We start from the raw sequence: 22,407 nt of genomic DNA, 5'->3' as shown, positions 1-22,407 counted from the left end.
TAAAGCTTAAATGGAATTTGGTGTGTCTTCAAACTCCGCAAGGAGCGAAAAGGCGGTGATCGATGCCCTTGAGTGAGTTTGAAGTCACGCCTCAATAAGCGCGGGCGAACACTACGGTGTGTTTGGCCGAATCGCCGCATACAAGACAATTTGATTTATGCGTGGAAGGATTAAATGGAATGTTGCGGCTTGTAGCGCCTGTTTCTTCCTTCACTTGCTTCTCGCAAGCTTCGGAACCGCACCAGCCTGCTTCAACAAAGCCGCGTTGCTCTTCCAGGAAGCTTTTCATCTCATCCAGCGTATCAACCGAACGGGAATTGTTTTCACGGAAGGACTTGGCTCTGTTAAACATCTCCGTATGGGTTTCGTCGAGCATTTTTTGGACTTCTGCAACCAGGTCGGCTTGCTGTACAATGCGCTTTTCACCGGTGATGCGTGATACTAGCACAACAACGCCATTTTCCATATCGCGTGGTCCAAGCTCCAGACGGAGCGGCACGCCGCGCATTTCATATTCATTAAACTTCCAGCCCGGGGATACGTCGCTGCGATCGTCGACGCGAACGCGAACACCGGCTTTTTTCAATTCGCTATAAAGCTCGTCCACGCGTCCAACAACTGCTTCGCGAGTTTTTGGAGGGCCGATCGGAATCATGATCACTTGAGTCGGCGCTACTTTTGGCGGCAATGCCAAACCACGGTCGTCACCATGCACCATAATAAGCGCCCCGATCAAACGGGTGCTGACGCCCCACGAAGTGGTGTGGGCAAACTGCAGCGTATTTTCACGGTCCAGAAACTTGATGTCAAACGCAACCGCAAACTTGGTTCCCAGGTAATGCGAGGTGCCAGCTTGTACAGCTCTTCCGTCCTTCATCATAGCTTCGATGGAATACGTATCAACAGCTCCGGCAAAACGCTCCGAAGGCGTTTTTTCGCCTTTAATAACCGGAATAGCGAGGAACTCTTCCACAAAGTCCGTATATACCTGAAGCATCTGCATCGTTTCCTGGCGCGCTTCTTCTTCCGTCTCGTGAGCCGTGTGGCCTTCCTGCCACAGAAACTCGCTTGTGCGCAGGAATGGAAGGGTCCGCTTCTCCCAACGCACAACGTTAGCCCACTGATTAATTAACAGGGGCAAGTCGCGATAGGACTGAATCCATTTGGCATACATATGGCCAAACATCGTTTCCGAGGTCGGGCGGATGGCAAGGCGCTCCTCCAGCTTTTCGCCGGCTGCTTCCGTCACCCAAGGAAGCTCGGGATTAAAACCTTCGACATGCTCTTTTTCCTTCTGGAAAAAGCTCTCTGGAATAAACAGCGGAAAATAGGCGTTGCGATGTCCCGTTTCCTTAAAACGTCTGTCCAGGTCGCGTTGAATATTTTCCCAAATTTCATAGCCCTCGGGCCGGAAAATGATACAGCCGCGCACAGGCGAATAATCCATCAGTTCTGCTTTTTTGATTACGTCGATATACCATCTCGAAAAATCTTCGCTTTGCGGAGTAATCTCCGTTACAAATCCTTTATCCTTAGACATGGGCTGGCCAGCTACTCCCCTCGAACTAAACGTAATATATCATTATAGGTGACTACCAGCATGAGCAGCATCAGCATCGCAAATCCGACAAAATGCACCATGCTTTCCTTGCTGGGGTCCAGCGGCCTTCTGCGAACCGCCTCAAGTCCCAAAAAGATCAATCGGCTTCCATCCAGCGCCGGGATCGGCAATAGGTTGAAAATACCGAGATACAGACTGAGCAGTGCGGTCCAGGATGTCAGCTGAACAATACCCTGTCTTGCGATTTCGCTGGTTACTTCTGCCGTTCTGACGGGCCCGCCGATATCGTCGAGCTTGAACTGCCCTGTAATCAACATTTTGAAGCCGTCAAAAATGTATACCGTCATATCCTTCATCAGCGTGGCGGAGCGGGTTATCGTCTCGCCAAAAGTCGCTTTCCGAAGCTCATACTCCGGCGTTACGCCGATTTTTCCGATACCCTTGTCATCCGCAAGCGGCGTTACATTGAGCTGCATGCTTTGGCCGTTTCGGACAATATCAAGCGTAACGGTTTTGTCGACCGATTCGCCGATCACATCCACCATCCGACCAAAATTGGTTCCGATCTCTTCTCCATTGACGGCAACAAGAATATCGCCTTTCTGAAGCTGAACGCTTTCCGCCGGGCTGCCGGATGTTACCGAACCAACCATCAACTTCTCTGCAACACCAGCCATCTGGACATATGCCGCAAAGAGCACAAATGCCAAAATAAAGTTCATCAGCGGACCGGCAAAAATCGTCATGGCCCGATGGCGAAGGGGTTTGCTGCCGAAGTGGCGGTCGATTGGCGCCACCTGCGTTTCTTTGCCTCGCGAAATAACCAGCGCCTCTCGATGGACGCTATACCGTTCGCTATCGCCCTCGACATTCAGCGTTATGCTCAGAGCTCTTTCCAAATCAACGGCTTCGACCTCGCCCCTTACGGCGCCGCTGCGCTCATCCAAGCGGTCCAGGTATATGCGGGTTACCTTATCGTCCTTCAGGCGGACGGCAATCGTCTGCCCCTCCTGAACCTCAACGATTTCGGGATCTTCGCCAGCCATTCGAACAAATCCGCCCGCGGGTATAAGGCGAAGCGTATAACGCGTCTCTCCCCTTTTAACGGAGAGAAGCTTGGGCCCAAAACCAATCGCAAACTCGCGCACCAGAATACCTGTGCGTTTGGCAAAAAAGAAATGTCCCCATTCATGAATGGTCACAATAACAAAAAACACCAGCACGGTCATAAAAACGACCTGAATTGTTCCCATGTATGGATTTCCTCCTGTTCGTTAAGGCCTGTACATAGATTATCATTATTCTCCCGCCCGAAACAAGAGAACCCCTTTTTTGGATTCGCTTTACGTGCATGTTCCAATTGCTCGTTATATACTTGCTGCCTCCGAACGCGCCCAGCTGTCAGCTTCCTTAATGACATCGAGCCCCGTAATCGGAAGCACAGTATGTCTCGCAACCGTAGTCTCCAATACTCTTTCGATTTCCAGGAAAGAGATTTCACCGTTTAGGAAGCGTGCGACCGCCACTTCGTTTGCTGCATTATAGACGGTTGGCGCCGTACCTCCAAGCCGTCCGCATGCATACGCCAGAGCCAGGCATGGATACCGCTCAAAATCCATTTCGCGGAAATTCAATTTGCCGATGGCGGCAAGATCAAGCCTGCCTGTACCTGATGCATGTCGCTCCGGGAAAGTTAGCGCATATTGAATCGGAACCCGCATATCCGGCAAGCCGAGTTGGGCTATGATGCTATGATCGGAAAATTCCACAAAAGAATGGATGATGCTTTCCGGATGAATCAATACATTGATCTCATCATAGGACAAGCCGAACAGCCAATGGGCCTCAATCACCTCAAGCCCTTTGTTCACCATCGTTGCGGAATCAATCGTAATTTTGGCGCCCATGGACCAGTTGGGATGATTCAAAGCCTGCTCAACCGTCACACCCTGAAGTTCGGCACGGGTGCGGTCGCGGAACGAGCCGCCTGAAGCGGTCAGCGTTATGCTTTTCACATCAACCCGCCGTTCACCGTTCAGGCATTGGAAGATGGCGGAATGTTCACTGTCGACCGGAAGTATGGCAACGCCGCGTTCCTTCGCCCTGGCCATCACCAATTCACCGGCGGTCACCAGCGTTTCCTTGTTGGCAAGCCCAATCGTTTTGCCTGCGTCAATGGCGGCCAGCGTTGGAATAAGCCCCCTGCTGCCGACAATCGCGGTAATCACAATATCCGCTTCGCCAAAAGAGGCGGTTTCCACCAATCCCTCTTCTCCATAAAGGACTGTCGTTACTGGGGATACATGGAGCTTTACCTCGTCTGCCAGCTCTTTGGTCGCTACGCTGACAAGGGCGGGCTGAAATTCCTTTGCCTGCGAAATGAGCAACTCGCTGTTGCTTCCCGCTGCCAAAGCAACTACTTTAAACCGTTCAGGACTATTGCGCACGATATCAAGACATTGGGTGCCGACAGACCCTGTTGAACCAAGCAGTGCAATTTTTTTCACGATTTTACCTCCAAGCTATGTACCGGACTCACGCTACTCGGCACTGAAAACCGAATCTTTTGAACATGCATGTTAAGCCGGAACGAGGCCGGTAAGAAGCAGTAGCGGGAACACGATCAGCCAACTGTCGCAGCGGTCGAGCACTCCGCCATGTCCCGGCAGCAGTTTGCCCGTATCCTTGATACCCCGGACTCTTTTGTATGCGGACTGGATTAAATCGCCAAACTGCCCCGCAACAGCCGCTACGGCGCCTATTAACAAGGCTCGTCCAATGCTTGCGCCGTCCGGTCCAAAAAGTGCGAACGCAGCGCCAACAAGTAGAGACAGCACAACGCCGCCTAATGCGCCTTCAATTGTTTTGTTAGGGCTTATAGCCGGCCACAGCTTATTGCGTCCGATTGCTCTCCCCGCAAAATAGGCTCCGATGTCGGATGCCCAAATGCACGAAAACGATAGGAACGTCCAGAATAAGCCATTGTTTTCAATCAGGCGCATATCAATCATAGCTGCAAAACCAAACCCAACATAGATGACGCCTAAAATCATTAGACCTACGCCATCAATGGTCGTTTTGTTTTTGGTTACGACCGTTACGGCAAACATCAAAAACGCCAGCACCCATACCACGGTTGACAACGGAGGCAGTTCAACGCCCCATTGCGACCAAGGCAGCACAAACAGCGCAACGCCGGCATAACCCAGCAGCGCAAGAGGATGAAACGGCGAAACGCCATTCATACGCACGTACTCGGTAAAGCCGATTATAGCCAAAAGGATGAGCAGTCCGGTATAAAACGCGCCTCCAACAACAGTCAGAGCCACAAACAACGCGCCAGCCAATATCCCCGTTATTAATCGCTGTTTCAAAGAATCGTCACACTCCATCAACTGCGTGCTACAAACCGCCGTACCTGCGCGCACGCCGCCCATATTCCGCTATGGCTTCATAAAAATGCTTTTCCGTAAATTCAGGCCAATATACATCCGTAAACCATAGCTCGCTGTATGCCAACTGCCAGAGCATAAAATTGCTCAGACGCAGTTCACCGCTGGTCCGAATAAGCAAATCAGGGTCCGGCAGCGTTGTGGAGAGCAGATGACGCTCCATCTCCGCGTCATTGATATCCTCCGGCAACAGCTTCCCGTCCCGAACATCCGCAGCAATTGCGCGGACGGCATTCACCATCTCCGCACGGCTGCCGTAATTCAGCGCAAAATTGAGCACAAGCCCGGTGTTATTCGCTGTTTTAACGACGGCTTCTTCCACTGCTGCAAGCGTATGAGGCGGAAGCTCGCTGCGATACCCCATCATTCTGACTTGAACATTATTTTCAATCAGCTCTTCAAGCTCGATCTCCAGAAATTGCTGCGGCAGCTTCATCAAGAAGTCCACCTCGGCTTTAGGACGTTTCCAGTTTTCCGTTGAAAAAGCATAAAGAGTCAAATATTTAACGCCAAGGTCATTGGCCGCCATTGTAATTCGTTTGACGGCTTTCATACCGGAGTGATGGCCTGCCACTCGGGGCAATCCGCGCCCCTTCGCCCACCGGCCATTGCCATCCATAATGATGGCTACATGCTCCGGCACGTGCTCGAAAGTCGGCGAATCGGCAGACGGCACGTCTTCCCGCCTTTGTTTGCCCCAAAAGCGCTTAATCATCCCGCTTCCTCCCAACACAAATGAGAAAACCCCTACCGCGCCTTCACTGATGAAAGGCTGCGTTTAGAGGCAAGTTTATCGCCAAAGTACATGCTGTATAATGATGTGATAAAAGCGAACCCCACCTGACGGAGGGGCATAAAAAACCAAACTTTTAAACTTCCATAATCTCTTTTTCTTTGCCGGACAATACTTTTTCGACTTCAGCAATAAACTTATCCGTCGACTTTTGGATGTCCTCTTGATGACGGCGCGATTCGTCTTCAGAAATCTCGCCTTTTTCCAGCTTTTTAATATCATCGTTAGCATCGCGGCGAATGTTGCGGATCGCCACTTTGGCTTCTTCGCCAAATTTCTTCGACTGCTTCACGAGGTCAGCACGGCGCTCTTCCGTCAATGGCGGCACCGAAATACGGATAGCGGAACCATCGTTGGAAGGCGTTAAGCCGAGATCCGATTTCAGAATCGCTTTTTCGATAGCAGCTACCGAAGATTTATCCCAAGGCTGAATCATCAGCGTGCGGGAATCCGGCGTATTAATGTTGGCCAACTGGTTAAGCGGCGTTTGAGCACCGTAATACTCCACTTGCACCCGATCCAGAAGAGCCGGGCTTGCCTTGCCGGCGCGCAGTGTAGAGAGGTCGCGTCTCAATGCGCCGATGGCTTTGTCCATCCGATCTTCCGCGCTTTTTTTGATGCTTTGCGGCATTATTTTGCACTCCCTTTCACGATTGTACCGATTTTTTCTCCCAGCACAACCCGTTTAATATTGCCGTTCTCCGTGATGGAGAAGACGATAAGCGGAATATTGTTGTCCATGCACAAGGAGGATGCAGTCGAATCCATTACCCCGAGGTTCCGGTTCAACATATCCATGTAGGTAAGTTCTTCAAACTTCTCAGCCGTTTCATCCTTGAACGGATCGGCCGAATAAACGCCGTCTACCTTGTTTTTCGCCATCAAAATAACTTCCGCTTCAATTTCAGCAGCACGCAAAGCGGCTGTTGTATCGGTGGAGAAAAACGGATTTCCGGTTCCGGCGGCAAATATAACGACCCGGCCCTTTTCCAAATGGCGGATTGCTCTCCGTCTAATATACGGCTCGGCAATTTGCTGCATCGCGATTGATGTCTGCACGCGCGTTGGCACATCAATTTGCTCCAGCGCATCCTGAAGCGCAAGCGAATTCATGACCGTCGCCAACATGCCCATATAGTCGGCCGTAGCACGGTCAATTCCTTTGGCCGAACCGGCAATCCCTCTCCAGATATTGCCTCCGCCTACGACGATTGCAACCTCTACGCCCAGGTCAATTACTTCCTTCACTTGATTGGCAATCGATGAAATGACAGTAGCTTCAATGCCGTAGCCTTCCTGGCCGGACAACGATTCTCCGCTCACCTTCAGAACGATGCGTTTATATACTGGATGTTCCAACGTTTCTACCTCCATCATGCACCTCAAAAGCGAGGCTGTTCGTATTAAATTTGAATAGGGTCGGGTTGATACTCTCTGATTCCAAAAAACAAGGCGGGGCGGACGCCCCGCCCCGCCTTTGCGATCGGATTAAAGTTTCGCTTGAGCCATAACCTCTTCAACGAAATTGTCGACTTTTTTCTCCAAGCCTTCGCCAAGTTCGTAACGAACGAAACGACGGATCGTGATGTTTTCACCGATTTTGCTGATTTTTTCGTTCAGCAGCTCGTTAATCGTTTTGTCCGGATCTTTAATGAAAGACTGCTCCAGAAGGCAATACTCTTCATAATATTTCGAGATGCGGCCTTCAACGATTTTTTCCACGATTTTTTCAGGCTTGCCTTCGTTCAGGGCTTGAGCCTTCAAAATTTCGCGTTCTTTATCAAGCTCTTCGCCGGAAACTTCTTCGCGGCGAACAAACTTAGGATTAGCAGCAGCGATTTGCATAGCGATGTCTCTAGCAAATTCTTTGAACTGATCCGTTTTGGCAACAAAGTCTGTCTCGCAGTTAACTTCAACGATTACGCCAATACGGCCGCCGGCGTGAATGTAGGATTCTACAACGCCTTCTGTTGCAACGCGACCAGCTTTGTTAGCTGCCGCGGCAAGGCCTTTTTCACGAAGCAATGCAACCGCTTTGTCGATGTCGCCGCCTGTTTCGTCGAGCGCTTTTTTGCAATCCAGCATGCCCGCTCCCGTTCTTTCGCGTAGTTCTTTTACTGCGCTAGCGCTTACTGCCATAAAAAAATACCTCCCGTTATTGTGGATCGTAATTTTGTTCAAAAAAAGGGTAGTGAGAGGTTTTCACCATCTGACCACCCTTTGTTGTTTGCTTCATTGTTGGTTATGAAATCCTAAGCAGTTGTTTGCTCGCCTTGGTTAGCTTCAACGATTGCGTCAGCCATCTTAGCAGTCAACAATTTAACGGCGCGGATAGCGTCGTCGTTGCCAGGGATTACATAATCGATTTCGTCAGGGTCGCAGTTTGTATCTACGATACCAACGATTGGAATACCAAGTTTGCGAGCTTCCGCAACAGCGATACGCTCTTTGCGTGGATCGATGATGAACAGCGCGCTTGGCAGACCTTTCATGCCTTTAATGCCGCCCAGGAATTTCTCCAGACGATCTTTTTCTTTGCGAAGAATGATAACTTCTTTCTTAGGCAGAACCTCGAAAGTGCCGTCCTCTTCCCACTTTTCAAGTTGTTTCAGACGATCGATACGCTTTTGAATCGTTTGGAAATTCGTCAGCGTGCCGCCGAGCCAACGTTGGTTGATGTAGAAGTTTCCGCAACGCTCAGCTTCTTCCTTAACGGAATCTTGAGCTTGCTTCTTTGTGCCTACAAACAGCATAGTGCCGCCTTCAGCTGCAATCGATTTAACAAAGTTGTATGCTTCGTCAACTTTCTTAACCGTTTTTTGCAAGTCGATAATGTAAATGCCGTTTCTTTCTGTGAAGATATAACGATCCATCTTTGGGTTCCAACGACGAGTCTGATGACCGAAGTGCACCCCAGCTTCAAGCAGCTGTTTCATGGAGATAACCGCCATTCTTCAACACCTCCTAATAATGGTTTTGTGTGTCCCTCCGCCGCTCGCATTTTCTGTCGTAACCTTCGCCGGGCGAAAGCAACCTGACAGAATTGATTGGCGTGCGTTTTTAACACCGTCAATTAATATACCATATCTGAGAACGCGGTGCAACAATTGGTTGGCAATCTCTTCATTTAACCGCGCCACAGAAGGTTATCCAGCTTCTCCGCTTCTTTGGGAGGCAGCGGAATTCCCGTAATGATTTCAATTACGTCATCACGCGAACTCACTCCCGGAGGAAATAAAAAATACCCGGCGCGAACAACCTTGTTCCGGGATTTCATTTCATTCGCAAACGATTCCGCCGATTCCAGCACGCCTGCAGCCGCCAGCATTTCTGCCGCTTCGGTCAGACTGCTTGCATACGGGATACGCACGATAACGGAAGACGATTCATTGTGGCCCGGATCCTGCGAAGCAGGCGTGGACGCCTCCGACTGGGCGGTCTCTCCGCCTTGCTCGTCTGTAGATTCAGGCGCAACATCCGGTTTCTCTGCAGAGGTTTCCTGATCAGCTTGTTCCGGTTGCGGGGAAGGCTCCGGCGTTGCCTGCCCGGCATCGCTTTGCCTATCATTATTGGAGGAATCCAGTTCAGGTGACGAAGACGACGTCGCCAAAGGCTGCTGCGTCGCCTGCTCCAGTTCTCGTCCGATACCTTCAAGCCCGCGCTGGCTTGCTTCGCCCATATAAAAAAGCTCAAGCAGCAAAGCTCCAATAATAATCCCCAATCCTAACCCGATCAAAAAGGAGCGTTTATTAACCATGAACGCCTCCCTCTTGCTTGGCCAAGCCGATGATAAGAGATACTTCTCCTTTGTTCATGCCCAGTTTTTTGGCGATTGCTTCAATCGATTTCCCTTCCCGGTAAAGCGTAAAAAGCTCGCCGTATCGGGATTCAATGGAGCGAGTGGGAACGGAATGCTCTGCAGCCACTTGCACTTGCTCAACCGCCATTGTTCCAGCGGGCGGAGCAGAAGGAGCAACAGAGGCCATTTGGCGGCTTGCGGCCGCCTCCTTAATGAAAATTGCAGCAGCTTGAAGCTGACCGTCCAGCTCTTGGCAACGGAGCTCCAGATCAGCGATGCGCTCTTCGAAGGCGGCATGGGCCTTCCGGTTGCTTTGCTGGGCGTTTTTGACCAGCTCCACCAGATCTTCATTGTCTCGCTCCATATTTTCCATAAACTGCTCCAAAGCCGTTTCCATGTTCTGCGCGCTTTGGCCGGGCGAGCCGGAGCCAGTCGCTCGTTTGGGCAAAATGATCGCGAAAACAACAACCACAGCTCCTAGCAGCACGATATATTGCCAAGCATCCATAATAATCAGCCTACCGCCCTTCGATAGTTCCTGCAGCTCTTTTAAAGCTACAACTTGATGTCCAAATGATGTCCTTTATAGGGATGGGCCGGTTCCTGCGGCTGCTCTTGCTCGGTTTCCGCCGACGCCTTTTTTCCTTGCCGGCCTTTGCTCCCTTCGCCGCCCTCGCCGTCTTTGTCCGTTCGCATGCTGCTTTTGGCTGTGTTTTCCGTTTCCGTGCTTTGCGTCCGAAGTTCTTCAGTACGTTTGTTTGTACGGTCTGCCAAAATGTTTTGTTCGGTGATCGGTCTTTGCGCGGCTTGCTGCTGCATGCTGCTGAACTCTTGCGTACGAGGTACCGATATTTGCAAGTCAAGCGGTTGAAACGTCACTTGGACCACCCCTTCCGAAATAGACGTTTGGCTTATCCTTTTGGCTGGTACGGCACCAGAGCAATATCGCCTTCCATCAGCCTGAATGAAATGCGCTGAGCGCTATCCTTAACAAACTTGGTATAACGTCCGATCACGATTTTTACGCCTGGAAAAACGGTTCCGCTTACATCAACTCTGGAACGGCCTGTTTCTTCAAGCGTTTTTTCGATTTCAAACATGCGCTCCTTGGCTTCTTCAATCTCTGCGGCATTTTGACGTTTGGTCGTGTTCAGCTTGATCCTCATAGCCAGTCTGTCCGGAGAAAGCTGGCCTGCTGCCGCAAGCTGGTCCAGAATAACCAGAGCTTTTTCTGTTTTTTCAAGCGCCTCGTGATTGGTTTTGATGGATGCGCGCAGCTCCAGCAGCTCCTCGCGAAGCTGAGGATTGACCCCCACCTCAATCGCGGTCGTGGTCGACATGGCGTTGCCTACCGTACGCGCGGTCACCAGTTCGCCAGCCTGTACCGAGCCTCCAACAATAATTCCTTTAGCGCCTGAGCAAACGACGCTTTTTCCCGCTTTAACAATGGAATGCATGATGCTTTGACCAACGATTACATCTTCGCCTGCATAGACATGGGCGTCCTGGATAAAAGCGCTTTTGATGTTGTTCCTTGCTTTGACATGTCCTTTATTGCTCGCCAAAATGCCGCCAGTCACTTCGATGGAGCCTTCCGACTCCAGCTCGGCCCCCTCCACGCCGCCGATGACGCGAATATCGCCGGAAGCGCGGACGCGAAAGCCGTTGAGTACGTTGCCCCGTATAACAACCGTTCCGACAAAATCAATGTTTCCAATTCCATAGTTGACATCGCCGTTTACTTCATACACGGGAAAAACATTAATTTTCCCCTTTTCGGTAAGGGTGATCAGGCCGTCGATAGCGGCATAAAGACCGGCACCATCACCGCCAGGAACGACATTTTTGCCAACTTTGAATCTTGCGCGTTTGCCAAGCTTGGGCGGGATCATCTCGCCGGTGACGGTTTGTCCCGGCGGTCCAGCCGTTGGTTCCACAAGTTCCGCTATCAACTGGCCCTTCATAACGTTTTTAAGCTGCGTTACCTGCTTCAGGTCCACATTGCCGTCCTGGTCCTCTGCGGGACGAATGGAATCATCTCCCATATTAACGGTAAACCGAACAATGCCATCTTTGCCGTTCTCAGGGTTTTGTCCCTGCGCGATAAGGGTTTGCTCTCTGCAATACGCAAGCGGGTTAATGCTAATCTGTGACAGCACATCGCTGCGGAGCCCATGGACAATCCCTTTGCTTCGAACAAATAGTTCCAACTCTGCTGGCGTGCAGGCAAACTCATCCGTCATCTTACTAAATAATAGAAAGGCAGACAGCTTGTCTGCGGTTGTCTGAACTTGCAAATATGATTCCAGCTGGTGATTGTCCACCTTAATCCCCTCCTTTGCTTAATGCTGCATCAGTTGATCTTTATGTTTAGCCAACGCTCCCCTAAGCCTCAATATGGCTTTGGAATGGAGCTGGGAAATTCTCGAAGGTGATAGCGACATAACCTCGGCTATCTCGCTGAGCGAAAGCTCCTCGTAATAAAAAAGCGAAACGACAATTCTTTCTTTCTCCGTCAATCGTTCGATGCCTTTCACAAGCGACTCTTTCAAATAGAATTCGTGAACCTTGTGATCCGGGTTTTTCGCTTTGTCATCCACAAGCAGCGACATGCGCGTTTCGGACTCTTCTTCGCGGATAGGGTCCTCAAGTGAACAAATCGTAGCTACGGAGATATCTTGAAGCATGGTCGTAAACTCTTTTTCGGTTACGCCCAGGTAAGCGCTGACCTCGTTATCGGTGACAGAGCGCATATACTGCTGCTCCAAATGCTGGTAGGCATCCTCAACCCGCTTTGCCTTTTCCCGAACGGATCTTGGCACCCAGTCTCCCTGCCTCAATCCATCGATAATCGCACCGCGAATACGCCAGGAGGCATAGGTTTCAAACTGCAATCCCCGCATATAATCAAACTTTTCGATTGCGTCAATAAGTCCCATTACGCCGTTGCTTGCAAGGTCGTCCTTGATGACGTTTTTGGGCAAGCCAATCGCCATCCGGTTTGTGACATAATCGACAAGCGGCAAATAATTTTCAATTAGCGCCTTTTTGGCATCGAGCTCTCCTTGCTCTCTCCATGCCTGCCACATCCCGATGTTAGTCAAATGAGGCGTTTTAAGCTCAGTCATCGACTCACTCTCCTGTCAGGTGACGTAGTACGTGTGCCAACTGCTCCGGGCTTTTGTTGTCTGCAGTGACCAGTTGCGGAGGATTAAGCGGCTTAAAGTCGCCACCCCGTCCTTCGCTTTCCGGCACGGCTTCCGCCGCTGCCGCTGTTCCTGCTCCGCCCTGCATTTGCGCTTTCAGCAAATCGTTTAATTCGTCAGGGTTGTCCGGCGTTGTGTAATCAAGCTGCGTGCCGGCATTTTCGGTACCTTCGTCGTGCGCCGCCAAGATGCCCGGCGGTTTTAGAATGAAGCCAAGTATAGCACGGGCTGCGTAAGCCAGAATAAAAAAAGCAATAAACGCGTACAAGCTTCTGAGCAGCATAGTGGTCAGAGGATTGCTGCCAATAGAGAACATGACGGTCAGTCCGGCGCCCAAAAACCCAAATCCCGTATTCCATCGCCAAGTTCCTATCATACTAAATCTCCTTTACTCCGTGCTGCATGCTGCGGATAAGCAATATGCCGCTGACGCTGTCAAATTCAACCGTTCTTCCATAGTTGCCGCCCGTATCCTGCGATCGGACGGGGATGCGATAACGCTGCAGCAAAACCAGGCAGGATTCTACATTGCGTGGTCCAATACGCAGGGAGTCTCCTTGTCCCGAAAAGGCAAACATCTGAGCGCCGCCGGCCATCTTGGCCTCCATGCGAGGCACCTTGGCTCCGCTGCTTTCCATACGCTGCAACAACAATGGTATTGCCGTATCCGCATATTTCGCTTCATTGATTTGTGCTTCCCTGGCAATTTCGGAAGAGGGCAGCATGACATGCGCCATACCAGCCACTTTTGCCACAGGGTCAAACAAGGTTAATCCTACACAGGAACCCAGTCCTGTCGTTTTCAGGATAGCTCCGGCCAGTCCAATGTTGAGATCCGCCATCCCTACTTTTACAAGAGTCTGTCCCGTCATTCCTGAACGACTCCCAGAGCCTTAAAGATTTTGCCAAAGGAATCCGGATCGGGAATAAGGAAAAAATGTCCTTCGAGAGACTGGCGGTCTTCCAGAAATTTGGATTCGATCAGCAGGGCGGAATCGCCCATTTCGCCGTATTGCATCAAGCCGTAGCTAAGAATGGCTCCGGCCATATCATGCGCCATTGCAGGAACGGATGGCGACATCGGAAGCTGTGTAAGATCGGCAAGGGCGGACAAGTAAGATCCTGCCATGATGTTGCCGATTTCGCATAACGCCGATAGCTCCATCTCCGAATATTCTTCGCCATCCAAATGGTTAATCCCTACCAATTGGTTCAAAATTCGTTTAGCCGACGGCTCATCGATAATAAAAAACAGGTTTCCAGGCGCTTCGCCTTCAACGCGCAGAAATACGGCCAATACGATTTGTTCCGCGCCGCCCACGCAATCCGCTACCTGCTCAAAAGGAAGCAGGCTAACTTTGGGCACCGCCATATCAACGGGTTTGTCCAACAGCTTGGATAACGCGGTAGCGGCATTGCCCGCGCCAATATTGCCGACCTCCCGAAGCACATCCAGTTCAAATGCTTCAAATGAATTGAATTTAGGCACGATTAAACCTCTAACTGCTCAAGCTGAATAATTTCGCTTTTATTGAGCACTTCGGACAGATTCAGCATGATAAGCAGTCTTCCTTCGCTCAGCTTGGCGATGCCGCGCAAATATTTGGCCTTGATGCCGCCTACGATTTCCGGAGGAGATTCGATCGCGTCGCTGTCAATATCGATTACATCATTTGCGGAATCTACGATAAAGCCCACTTCCAGCTCGTCAACCGCAACTACGATAATACGAGAATTTTCGGTAGGCTCAGTCTGTTCCAGACCAAAACGTCCACGCAAATCAATGACCGGCACAACTACACCGCGCAAGTTGATTACGCCTTTAATAAATGCCGCAGTTTTTGGCACTCGCGTGATCGGGGACATCCGTTCAATCGTGCGAACCTTGTCCACTTCAATGCCGTACTCCTCTTGGCCAAGCGCAAATACGATAACCTTCAATTCTTCTCCCATCGCAATAACCTCCTTATTTGATAAGCGCGTTTGGATCAATAATAAGCGCTACATAGCCGTCGCCCAGAATGGTTGCTCCGGAGATGCCGTATACGTTTGTCAAATATTTGCCAAGCGACTTCAATACGATTTCGCTTTGGCCGATAAATTCGTCTACCATTACCGCTGCCCACTTTTCGCCTTTTCGGATAACGATAATTTCCGTTTCCTGCTCCCGGCTTTCGTCATAGTCCGGAGATTCCAGCACCTGGCTAAGCGAAACGAGCGGAATGATGGAACTGCGGAATTGAATCATACGGTTGCCGTGCACGTTCAGGATTTTATCCCGTTGAATGATGCCAGTCTCCACAATGGAAGACAATGGAATCGCATATTTTTCGGAGCCAAGCTTGATCAGCATGGCGGAAATGATCGACAGCGTCAGAGGCAGCTGAACCGAAAATTTGGTGCCCTTGCCGTATGCCGAGGTGACAGTTACGTTGCCGCCAAGCGAGGTGATTTTGGTTTTCACCACGTCGAGTCCTACGCCGCGTCCCGAAATATCGGAAATTTTGTCCGCGGTGCTGAAGCCTGGCGCAAACAGCAGCATATTGATTTCATCCGGCGAAAGCTTGTTCGCCTCTTCTTCCGTTACGACGCCGTTTTTGATGGCAATGGATTTTACTTTTTCCTGATTGATGCCATGACCATCATCTTCGATTTCGATGAACACATGATTGCCGCTGTGATAAGCTCTCAAATGGATGGTTCCCGTCTCTGGCTTGCCTGCGGCCAAACGGTCCTGAGGCATCTCCACGCCATGGTCGCCGGAGTTCCGAATGAGATGGACGAGCGGGTCGCCGATTTCATCGATGACGGTACGGTCAAGCTCTGTTTCCGCACCGGTGATAATCAGATCCATTTTTTTATCCAGCGTTTTGGCAAGATCCCGCACCAGACGAGGGAACCGGTTAAATACGGTGTCGACTGGCACCATGCGGAGCTTCAGCACGATATTCTGCATATCGGATCCCACACGGGACATATGCTCCACCGCTTCCGTCAAATCGGTGCGTTTGATCTCGCTTGCCAGCTGCTCCAGCCGAACCCGGTCAATCAACAGCTCGCTAAACAGATTCATCAGCGTGTCCAAACGTTCGATGTCAACGCGGATCGTACGGCCAAGGCCGCCCCCCTGCTGGGATTGGTTTTGCGCTGCAGGAGCTTTCCTTGTTTGCTGCTCCGCTTGCGGTTGAGGAGATGCCGCTTGAACAGGCTCAGCCGGCGCTGCCGCTGCAGCAGCCGGAGCCGCCGTGAGTGCGTTTAGCGACTCCACGTCCAACGGAGTTACCGTAACGGACGCAATTTCGGAGATATTGGAAATTTGCTCGGTAAGCACTTCGACAGAAGCTGTGGATATCGTAAATACCGTAAACGAACGATCGAATTTCTCTTGCTCCAAATCCTGTACGGTCGGCTCGGACTTCACAATTTCCCCGTTTGCTTCCAGCAAGTTGAATACCATATAGGCGCGGGCCGCCTTCAGCACGCAATTTTCGTCTATCGTGACTTGTATGTAATAAGGCTGATGCCCGCTTTCCATCGACTGCATCATAATGGAGGTTTGGAATTGGTCCAGCAGAGCAGTACCCAACTCCGCGCTTGCCGCATCTTGAACGGCTGCCGCCGACACAGCCACTTCTGCCGCACCGCTCCGGTAATCGCTGTTTACGATTTTTTGCAGCGAAGCAACGATGGACGTAACATCCGCTTGCCCTGTGCCTCCGCCAACAATGTCATGAACCATGGCCTCCAATGCGTCAAGCCCTTTGAACAACGTGTCAAAAATAAAGCTGTCCATCTTCAGCTTGCTGTTGCGCACCAAATCCAGCACGTTTTCCATTTCATGCGTAAGCGACGCAAGGTCCTCGAACCCCATCGTTGCCGACATTCCTTTGAGCGTATGAGCGGAACGGAAGATAGACTGAACGATACTCAGGTCTTCGGGACTGCCTTCCAGTTGAAGCAGATTTTCATTTAAAGATTGAAGATGATCGTTTGATTCGTCGATAAACATGGACAAATACGCATTCATATCCAATTTCCAGCACCTCCTGTTAGTGTATTCGTTCAATCACTTCCTATTTGGACACTGCACTCACAAGCCGTGAGGCAATATGCTGCAGCGGCAATACCGTTTGGACACAACCGACTTCAACCGCGGAACGCGGCATCCCGTAAACAATACATGTTTCTTCGGCTTCCGCAATCGTTGATGCGGCGCCGCTATTGGCCAGCGACTTCATGCCTTTGGCGCCGTCGCTGCCCATGCCGGTCATAATGACCGCATGTCTGGTCAATTCCGTTAATGGAACAAGCGACTCAAACATGACGTCTACGGACGGCCTGTGGCCGTTGACCTGCGGCTGGCTGCCCAGTTGAATCCAATATCCCAGCGAATCCCGGGCAAGCTCCATATGATAGCCGCCTGGGGCGATGTACACCGTGCCCGCCGTCGCGCGCATGCCTTGCTCCGCCTCGACAACCCTTAAAGCGCTAAAGCTGTCCAGGCGCTGCGCAAGCGACTTCGTAAACCGCGGCGGCATATGCTGAACCACCAGCACAGGCGCCGGGAAATCGGCAGGCAAGGAGCAAATGACTTCATGAAGCGCCCGCGGACCGCCCGTCGAAGTGCCGATTGCAACCAAATGCTTGAAGGAACCAGCCGCTTGCGGCCTTGACTCCGGCTTGGGCGGAAGCGGAGCTTCCTTGGGCCGGGCGAAGTTCGGGGCAGGCTGCGTTGTCGCCGTTTTATCTTCAACGGTTTTCTTGATCCTTTCCGCCAATCCGGCAATACCGGAAACAGAATCTGCTTTAGGCGGAGCTTTTGGTTCAAGCGCCTTGCGATCAGGCACCGGTTTTTGCAACGGTTCCGCTTTGCCGAGCGGCTTGGGTTCTGCAACGATGTCCTTCGCTATAAACCTGCCAGGCGGCAGGTCTTGTTCCATCTGCGCCGTCGCTTTTTGCGGGATCGTCTCCGGCGGGGTTTCCGGCGAAGATAAGGCAGCCGTACCGCCCGTTGCTTCAGAAATGACGGTGCGGCTCGCGGCTTTAACGGAATCAATCGCCGCCCTCAGTTTGTCGCGCAATAACTCGCCAACTTGATAAATATCGCCGGATGCCGGCCCGGATGGCTTGCGGATAAAATCGAATGCGCCGTATTCAAGCGCCATGATGGTATCCCTTGTATTGGCTTCACTAATGCCTGACAACATGATCACCGGCAGCGGGCAATTTTTCATAATGTACTGTAGCGCCTGAAGGCCGTTCATAACCGGCATTTCGAGGTCCATCGTAACCACATCCGGCTTGTAGCGGGTTATGGCGGATACCGCTTCTATACCGTTAACGGCAGTTGCCACGATCGTAAATTGCTTGTCCCGCAAAATAAGATCGCCTATGATGGTCCGCATAAAGGCGGAATCGTCGACAATAAGCACACGATAAGGAGCCATCTTTTTTCCTCCTTCATTCAAAGGATTACCTTGATAGTCTGAATAGTTTTGTCAAAAATCCTTTGACGCCGCCATCCGCCTTGCTTTGCGGAATCGCCAAGAACGATTGGGCAATCCCGCCTACGGCAGCTGCAGCATCACAGTCCGGATATGCGAGAAGAAACGGAACTTGTCGTTTTACTGCTTTTGACACATGGCTGTCGTCAGGAATCATTCCCAGCCAAGGCAATTCCAGCTTGAGAAATTGACTTGCGACCAGTTGGAACTTCTCTGCGGTCTCCTTGCCTTCCCGGTTGTTGCTCGCCCGGTTGACGATCAGCCTGAACTCTGCCTGCACGTCCTTCATGCCGCTTACCATCTTGATAAGGGCGTAAGCGTCGGTTATCGACGTTGGTTCAGGCGTCGTCACAACCAGCGTTTCTTGGGCCGCCGCAATAAACTTTACCGTTTCTTTGGACAACCCCGCGCCTGTATCAAATAAAATAATGTCGTATTGATCATGAAGCTTTTCGACCTCCGTGGCAAAGCGGTTAAGCTGAGCTTCGGACATGTCGATGAGATCGTGGAAGCCCGAGCCTCCGGCAATGTAATGCAAACCCTCGGATCCGAGCTGAATAATGTCCCAAATGCTTTTTTCCTGCTTCAACAGATGGTATAGGCTGTATGTCGATGTTCGGCCCATCAAAACGTCGATATTGGCCATTCCGATATCGGCGTCGAACAGTAGGACCTTTTGTCCCAGCCTCCTCAAGGATAAAGCAAAATTCAAGCTAAAATTGGATTTGCCCACCCCGCCTTTGCCGCTTGTCACGGTAATGATCCTGGCGGATTTGCGTTCCCTTTCGGGATCATGCTGTCTAATGAGATGTCTTAAAGCCTCCGCCTGATCATTCATGCCGAGCCTCCCCCAGCAACATCGCTATGTAGGACTTTGCATGAAAGGGAGCGATGTCGTCCGGGACGGTTTGGCCGCTTGCCAAATGGGTCGGGTGCAATTCAAACCGGAGGATCAGATTCAGAATGGAGCCATAAACTTCTGTTTCATCCAGCTTTGTAAATAGTACCTTTTGCACGCCGTATTGAATAAAGCGTTCTGAAATAGCAACCATATCCGCCGTTTTTCCGGTCATGCTGAGCACCAGCACCGTTTCACCGGGCTCGCTTGACTGAAGCAGGCTGTTCACTTCCGAAACATGCAGCTCGCTGCGGAAATTGCGCCCCGCCGTATCCATGAGGATAATATCGCGTTCCTCCAACTGTCGATAAGCTTTTGGCAAATCCATTGGCGAAAATACGACTTCCAGCGGTACATTCAAAATATTGGCATAAGTCCTGAGCTGATCGACGGCGGCGATTCGGTAGGTATCAGAAGTAATAAATCCGACCTTTTTGCCCAGCTTGATGGTTTGCTCCGCCGCAAGTTTGGCAATGGTAGTTGTTTTGCCAACCCCTGTCGGGCCAACAAAATGCACAACGCGAGCAGTTGGATTAATGACCTTATTGTTGAAGGGTTCAAGCCATTCCTCCAGCTTCTCTGCCGACAACCGCCAAACCGTTTCGGACTCAAATTCCTGGGACTGTTGGCTTTGCTCTTCCTGCAGCCAATCCAGCAGCTTGTCTATCAGCTCTTCGTCCACCTCTTGCTTCAACAGCCTTTGCTTCAACGCCAGAATAGGCGGAGACATGGCATGAAGATCGCTGCGATCCTTCGAGAGCTTTACCATAAAGGAGCGCAGCTCGCGAATTTCATCAATAATAAATTGTTCCTTATCCCCCTGCTTGTCCTGGGGGCCTTCGGGCTTAGGGGACGCTGGTTTGGGTGGCTCGGCAACCGCGGTCGCCGAACGTTGCGCGGTTTGCAGAATCTGCTCTACCACGGCGGCCACTTCCGGTGCAGGTTTTCGCTGGGGAGGCTCAGGCGCTTTAGCAGCGCTTGTTTCCACCGCAGCAATAACCTCCATCTTTCGTTTGCGGAACATCCCCATAAAACCGCCAACCTTGATTTCTTTTGTTTCCAAGATAATGGCGTCTTTGCCAAGCTCAGTGCGAATGAGGGAAACCGCTTCGGGCAAGGCTTCTACTATGTAACGTTTCACTCTCATAGATTCACCACCCCGATGCTTTGCACTTCAATATTAGGCTCAAGCTCGCTGTAGGAAAGAACGGGCACTTCCTGCATTGTGCGTTCCAAAATCTGCCGCAGATACATCCGAATGGTTGGCGAAGCCAATACGATCGGCTGCTGCCCGGATTGGATTTGGCGGTTTACGTGTTCTCCTAACCGCTGGTAAATCTGCTGAGTCGAAACGGGATCAAGCGCAATGTAGCTTCCGGTATCGCTTTGCTGCACGGATTCCGCAATTTTTTTCTCGAGCTGCGGGCCAACGGTAATGACTCGCAGCGTATCGCCGCCCGGCGAAAACTGCTGAGTGATTTGGCGGGAGAGCGACTGGCGGACATATTCCGTCAAAATATCGTGGTCCTTCGTATATTGGCCATGGTCGGCCAATGATTCAAAAATCGTAACCAGGTCCCGAATGGATACTTTTTCTTTCAATAGCTTGGATAGCACCTTCTGCACATCGCCAACGGTCAAAATGGAAGGAATGAGTTCATCCACCAGCGCCGGGTAGGACTCCTTGACGTTATCGATCAGGAGCTTCGTTTCCTGGCGTCCGATCAGCTCGTGGGCGTGGCGCTTGATGATTTCCGTCAAATGAGTGGCTACAACCGAAGGAGGGTCAACCACGGTATAGCCTGACAGCTCCGCTCTTTCTTTGGTAGCTTCATCAATCCAGATTGCCGGCAAACCAAACGCGGGTTCCGTCGTTTCAATACCGGATACGGAATCATCCTCAAAGCCGGGACTCATGGCCAAATAGTGATTGAGCAGCAAATCGCCTCGAGCCACGGTATTGCCTTTGATCTTAATGACATATTCATTGGGCTTCAGCTGAATGTTGTCGCGTATCCGAATTACCGGAACGACAAGGCCAAGCTCAAGCGCGCATTGCCTCCGGATCATGATAATCCGATCCAGCAAATCGCCTCCTTGAGTCGTATCCGCCAGAGGAATCAATCCATAACCAAACTCGAATTCGATTGGATCAACCTGCAAGAGACTGATGACGCTCTCCGGACTGCGAACCTCTTCGATCTGCTGTTCCTCTACCATCATCTCGTCTTCAACCTGCTGACGATCCAATATGCGCTGCATATAATAAGCCCCGACAGCAATCGCAATAGCAAACGGCCACGTGCTCAAAACGCCAATTGGCGTTAAACCCAACACGGCAATTGTTCCCGCCGCGATATAGAGCATTTTGGGATAACGGAAAAGCTGACCTGTCAGGTCATCCGCCAAGTTGCCATCCGAAGCTGCGCGAGTAACGATCATGCCCGCGGCAGTCGAAATCAGCAAAGCGGGAATTTGCGAAACCAGGCCATCACCAATCGTCAAAATGGAAAAGGTTTCAAGGGATTCGCCAAAGCTCATACCGTGCATCGCCATACCGACGATAAAACCGCCGATCAAATTGATGATCAAAATAATGATCGTAGCGATGGCATCGCCTTTAACAAATTTGCTGGCGCCGTCCATGGAGCCGTAAAAATCGGCTTCGCGCTCAATTTTGGAACGCCGTTCGCGCGCTTGCTGCTCATTGATAAGCCCGGAGTTGAGATCCGCGTCGATACTCATCTGCTTACCCGGCATCGCATCCAGCGTAAAACGTGCGGCTACTTCGGCAACGCGCTCCGAACCTTTTGTAATAACGATAAATTGCACAACGACAAGGATTAAAAAGACGATAAACCCGATCGCTACCGCTCCGCCGCCGACCCAGCTGCCAAAGGTCGCTATGACCTCGCCGGCTTCTGCATGCGTCAGGATGCTCCGCGTCGTGGAAACGCTAAGCGCCAGCCTGAACAAGGTCGTAATGAGCAATATCGTCGGGAAAATGGAGAAATCCAACGCTTCTTTTGTATTCATCGCAACAAGCAAGATCATAAGCGCAAGCGAAATGTTCATTATAAGAAGCAAGTCAATCAGAAAAATCGGGATCGGGATAATCATCATGAGCACGATCCCGATAATGCCTATAATTATGAATAGATCTTTAATTTTCATGACGTCGCCTCCTCCCGCCA

General features: G+C 51.0%; 23 protein-coding genes. All 23 read right to left on the bottom strand.

Annotated features, from left to right (window positions below; translation table 11 throughout):
- Positions 1-91: 91 nt before the first annotated feature.
- The 23 genes from proS to flhA all read right to left on the bottom strand — a co-directional run bounded on the left by proS (position 92) and on the right by flhA (position 22,387).
- Positions 92-1,540 carry a proline--tRNA ligase gene (gene proS / locus ACX93W_RS02920; RefSeq protein WP_459390812.1) on the bottom strand — a complete coding sequence of 483 codons (1,449 nt, stop codon included), beginning with the start codon at positions 1,538-1,540 and terminating at the stop codon, positions 92-94.
- Positions 1,541-1,551: 11 nt separating this feature from the next.
- On the bottom strand, positions 1,552-2,814 hold the full coding sequence (gene rseP / locus ACX93W_RS02915; RefSeq protein ID WP_459390811.1) for an RIP metalloprotease RseP: 1,263 nt from the start codon (positions 2,812-2,814) through the stop codon (positions 1,552-1,554).
- A 114-nt stretch (positions 2,815-2,928) separates the two neighbouring features.
- Positions 2,929-4,068 carry a 1-deoxy-D-xylulose-5-phosphate reductoisomerase gene (locus ACX93W_RS02910; RefSeq protein WP_459390810.1) on the bottom strand — a complete coding sequence of 380 codons (1,140 nt, stop codon included), beginning with the start codon at positions 4,066-4,068 and terminating at the stop codon, positions 2,929-2,931.
- Between the two features lie 72 nt (positions 4,069-4,140).
- Positions 4,141-4,935: a phosphatidate cytidylyltransferase gene (locus tag ACX93W_RS02905; RefSeq protein ID WP_459390809.1), complete on the bottom strand. Its 795-nt coding sequence runs from the start codon at positions 4,933-4,935 to the stop codon at positions 4,141-4,143.
- A gap of 28 nt (positions 4,936-4,963) precedes the next feature.
- On the bottom strand, positions 4,964-5,728 hold the full coding sequence (locus ACX93W_RS02900) for an isoprenyl transferase (RefSeq protein ID WP_459390808.1): 765 nt from the start codon (positions 5,726-5,728) through the stop codon (positions 4,964-4,966).
- Positions 5,729-5,882: 154 nt separating this feature from the next.
- Positions 5,883-6,437: a ribosome recycling factor gene (gene frr / locus ACX93W_RS02895; protein ID WP_459390807.1), complete on the bottom strand. Its 555-nt coding sequence runs from the start codon at positions 6,435-6,437 to the stop codon at positions 5,883-5,885.
- The gene (gene pyrH / locus ACX93W_RS02890; RefSeq protein WP_459390806.1) at positions 6,437-7,165 is read right to left on the bottom strand and encodes a UMP kinase; all 729 of its coding nucleotides are present in this window, start codon (positions 7,163-7,165) and stop codon (positions 6,437-6,439) included. Before pyrH ends, frr begins: the two co-directional genes overlap by 1 nt.
- A gap of 129 nt (positions 7,166-7,294) precedes the next feature.
- Positions 7,295-7,945: a translation elongation factor Ts gene (gene tsf, locus ACX93W_RS02885; RefSeq protein ID WP_459390805.1), complete on the bottom strand. Its 651-nt coding sequence runs from the start codon at positions 7,943-7,945 to the stop codon at positions 7,295-7,297.
- Between the two features lie 113 nt (positions 7,946-8,058).
- On the bottom strand, positions 8,059-8,757 hold the full coding sequence (gene rpsB / locus ACX93W_RS02880; protein WP_068681116.1) for a 30S ribosomal protein S2: 699 nt from the start codon (positions 8,755-8,757) through the stop codon (positions 8,059-8,061).
- Positions 8,758-8,933: 176 nt separating this feature from the next.
- Positions 8,934-9,563, bottom strand: a complete 630-nt coding sequence (locus ACX93W_RS02875) for a hypothetical protein (protein ID WP_459390804.1) — start codon at positions 9,561-9,563, stop codon at positions 8,934-8,936.
- Positions 9,556-10,113, bottom strand: a complete 558-nt coding sequence (locus tag ACX93W_RS02870; RefSeq protein ID WP_459390803.1) for a DUF6115 domain-containing protein — start codon at positions 10,111-10,113, stop codon at positions 9,556-9,558. The genes ACX93W_RS02875 and ACX93W_RS02870 overlap by 8 nt, the downstream gene beginning before the upstream one ends.
- A 47-nt stretch (positions 10,114-10,160) precedes the next feature.
- A complete protein-coding gene (locus tag ACX93W_RS02865; protein ID WP_459390802.1) occupies positions 10,161-10,484 on the bottom strand; it encodes a hypothetical protein in 324 nt (107 codons plus the stop codon).
- Between the two features lie 32 nt (positions 10,485-10,516).
- A complete protein-coding gene (locus tag ACX93W_RS02860) occupies positions 10,517-11,929 on the bottom strand; it encodes a DUF342 domain-containing protein (protein ID WP_459390801.1) in 1,413 nt (470 codons plus the stop codon).
- Between the two features lie 18 nt (positions 11,930-11,947).
- On the bottom strand, positions 11,948-12,733 hold the full coding sequence (locus ACX93W_RS02855; protein ID WP_459390800.1) for a FliA/WhiG family RNA polymerase sigma factor: 786 nt from the start codon (positions 12,731-12,733) through the stop codon (positions 11,948-11,950).
- 4 nt (positions 12,734-12,737) lie between these two features.
- The gene (locus ACX93W_RS02850; protein WP_459390799.1) at positions 12,738-13,187 is read right to left on the bottom strand and encodes a hypothetical protein; all 450 of its coding nucleotides are present in this window, start codon (positions 13,185-13,187) and stop codon (positions 12,738-12,740) included.
- A gap of 1 nt (position 13,188) precedes the next feature.
- Entirely contained in the window at positions 13,189-13,683 is a 495-nt protein-coding gene (locus ACX93W_RS02845; RefSeq protein WP_459390798.1) for a chemotaxis protein CheD, read from the bottom strand.
- Entirely contained in the window at positions 13,680-14,300 is a 621-nt protein-coding gene (locus ACX93W_RS02840) for a chemotaxis protein CheC (RefSeq protein ID WP_459390797.1), read from the bottom strand. The genes ACX93W_RS02845 and ACX93W_RS02840 overlap by 4 nt, the downstream gene beginning before the upstream one ends.
- A 2-nt stretch (positions 14,301-14,302) precedes the next feature.
- Positions 14,303-14,764 (bottom strand): chemotaxis protein CheW, encoded by a 462-nt coding sequence (locus tag ACX93W_RS02835; RefSeq protein WP_459390796.1) that lies wholly within the window; start codon positions 14,762-14,764, stop codon positions 14,303-14,305.
- A gap of 13 nt (positions 14,765-14,777) precedes the next feature.
- A complete protein-coding gene (locus tag ACX93W_RS02830; RefSeq protein WP_459390795.1) occupies positions 14,778-16,844 on the bottom strand; it encodes a chemotaxis protein CheW in 2,067 nt (688 codons plus the stop codon).
- Between the two features lie 40 nt (positions 16,845-16,884).
- Positions 16,885-18,258 (bottom strand): protein-glutamate methylesterase/protein-glutamine glutaminase, encoded by a 1,374-nt coding sequence (locus ACX93W_RS02825; protein ID WP_459390794.1) that lies wholly within the window; start codon positions 18,256-18,258, stop codon positions 16,885-16,887.
- Positions 18,259-18,283: 25 nt separating this feature from the next.
- Positions 18,284-19,153 (bottom strand): MinD/ParA family protein, encoded by an 870-nt coding sequence (locus ACX93W_RS02820; RefSeq protein WP_459390793.1) that lies wholly within the window; start codon positions 19,151-19,153, stop codon positions 18,284-18,286.
- Complete coding sequence (flhF, locus tag ACX93W_RS02815) at positions 19,146-20,360, bottom strand: flagellar biosynthesis protein FlhF (protein ID WP_459390792.1); 1,215 nt, start codon at positions 20,358-20,360, stop codon at positions 19,146-19,148. The genes ACX93W_RS02820 and flhF overlap by 8 nt, the downstream gene beginning before the upstream one ends.
- The gene (gene flhA / locus ACX93W_RS02810; RefSeq protein WP_459390791.1) at positions 20,357-22,387 is read right to left on the bottom strand and encodes a flagellar biosynthesis protein FlhA; all 2,031 of its coding nucleotides are present in this window, start codon (positions 22,385-22,387) and stop codon (positions 20,357-20,359) included. Before flhA ends, flhF begins: the two co-directional genes overlap by 4 nt.
- Positions 22,388-22,407: the final 20 nt, after the last annotated feature.

This window comes from Paenibacillus sp. CAU 1782 (genome assembly GCF_054551715.1).
Note: the sequence above shows the minus strand (reverse complement) of the source record. Positions and strands in the feature narration are given on the sequence as shown.

What these genes read in the sequence shown, in the direction of transcription:
- frr (WP_459390807.1), bottom strand. Translation starts at nt 6,437, where the DNA reads ATGCCGCAAAGCATCAAAAAAAGCGCGGAAGATCGGATGGACAAAGCC.
- flhA (WP_459390791.1), bottom strand. Translation starts at nt 22,387, where the DNA reads ATGAAAATTAAAGATCTATTCATAATTATAGGCATTATCGGGATCGTG.
- ACX93W_RS02855 (WP_459390800.1), bottom strand. Translation starts at nt 12,733, where the DNA reads ATGACTGAGCTTAAAACGCCTCATTTGACTAACATCGGGATGTGGCAG.
- ACX93W_RS02825 (WP_459390794.1), bottom strand. Translation starts at nt 18,258, where the DNA reads ATGGCTCCTTATCGTGTGCTTATTGTCGACGATTCCGCCTTTATGCGG.
- ACX93W_RS02870 (WP_459390803.1), bottom strand. Translation starts at nt 10,113, where the DNA reads ATGGATGCTTGGCAATATATCGTGCTGCTAGGAGCTGTGGTTGTTGTT.
- rseP (WP_459390811.1), bottom strand. Translation starts at nt 2,814, where the DNA reads ATGGGAACAATTCAGGTCGTTTTTATGACCGTGCTGGTGTTTTTTGTT.
- ACX93W_RS02835 (WP_459390796.1), bottom strand. Translation starts at nt 14,764, where the DNA reads ATGGGAGAAGAATTGAAGGTTATCGTATTTGCGCTTGGCCAAGAGGAG.
- flhF (WP_459390792.1), bottom strand. Translation starts at nt 20,360, where the DNA reads ATGAGAGTGAAACGTTACATAGTAGAAGCCTTGCCCGAAGCGGTTTCC.
- rpsB (WP_068681116.1), bottom strand. Translation starts at nt 8,757, where the DNA reads ATGGCGGTTATCTCCATGAAACAGCTGCTTGAAGCTGGGGTGCACTTC.
- ACX93W_RS02875 (WP_459390804.1), bottom strand. Translation starts at nt 9,563, where the DNA reads ATGGTTAATAAACGCTCCTTTTTGATCGGGTTAGGATTGGGGATTATT.
- ACX93W_RS02900 (WP_459390808.1), bottom strand. Translation starts at nt 5,728, where the DNA reads ATGATTAAGCGCTTTTGGGGCAAACAAAGGCGGGAAGACGTGCCGTCT.
- proS (WP_459390812.1), bottom strand. Translation starts at nt 1,540, where the DNA reads ATGTCTAAGGATAAAGGATTTGTAACGGAGATTACTCCGCAAAGCGAA.
- ACX93W_RS02850 (WP_459390799.1), bottom strand. Translation starts at nt 13,187, where the DNA reads ATGATAGGAACTTGGCGATGGAATACGGGATTTGGGTTTTTGGGCGCC.
- tsf (WP_459390805.1), bottom strand. Translation starts at nt 7,945, where the DNA reads ATGGCAGTAAGCGCTAGCGCAGTAAAAGAACTACGCGAAAGAACGGGA.
- ACX93W_RS02820 (WP_459390793.1), bottom strand. Translation starts at nt 19,153, where the DNA reads ATGAATGATCAGGCGGAGGCTTTAAGACATCTCATTAGACAGCATGAT.
- ACX93W_RS02845 (WP_459390798.1), bottom strand. Translation starts at nt 13,683, where the DNA reads ATGACGGGACAGACTCTTGTAAAAGTAGGGATGGCGGATCTCAACATT.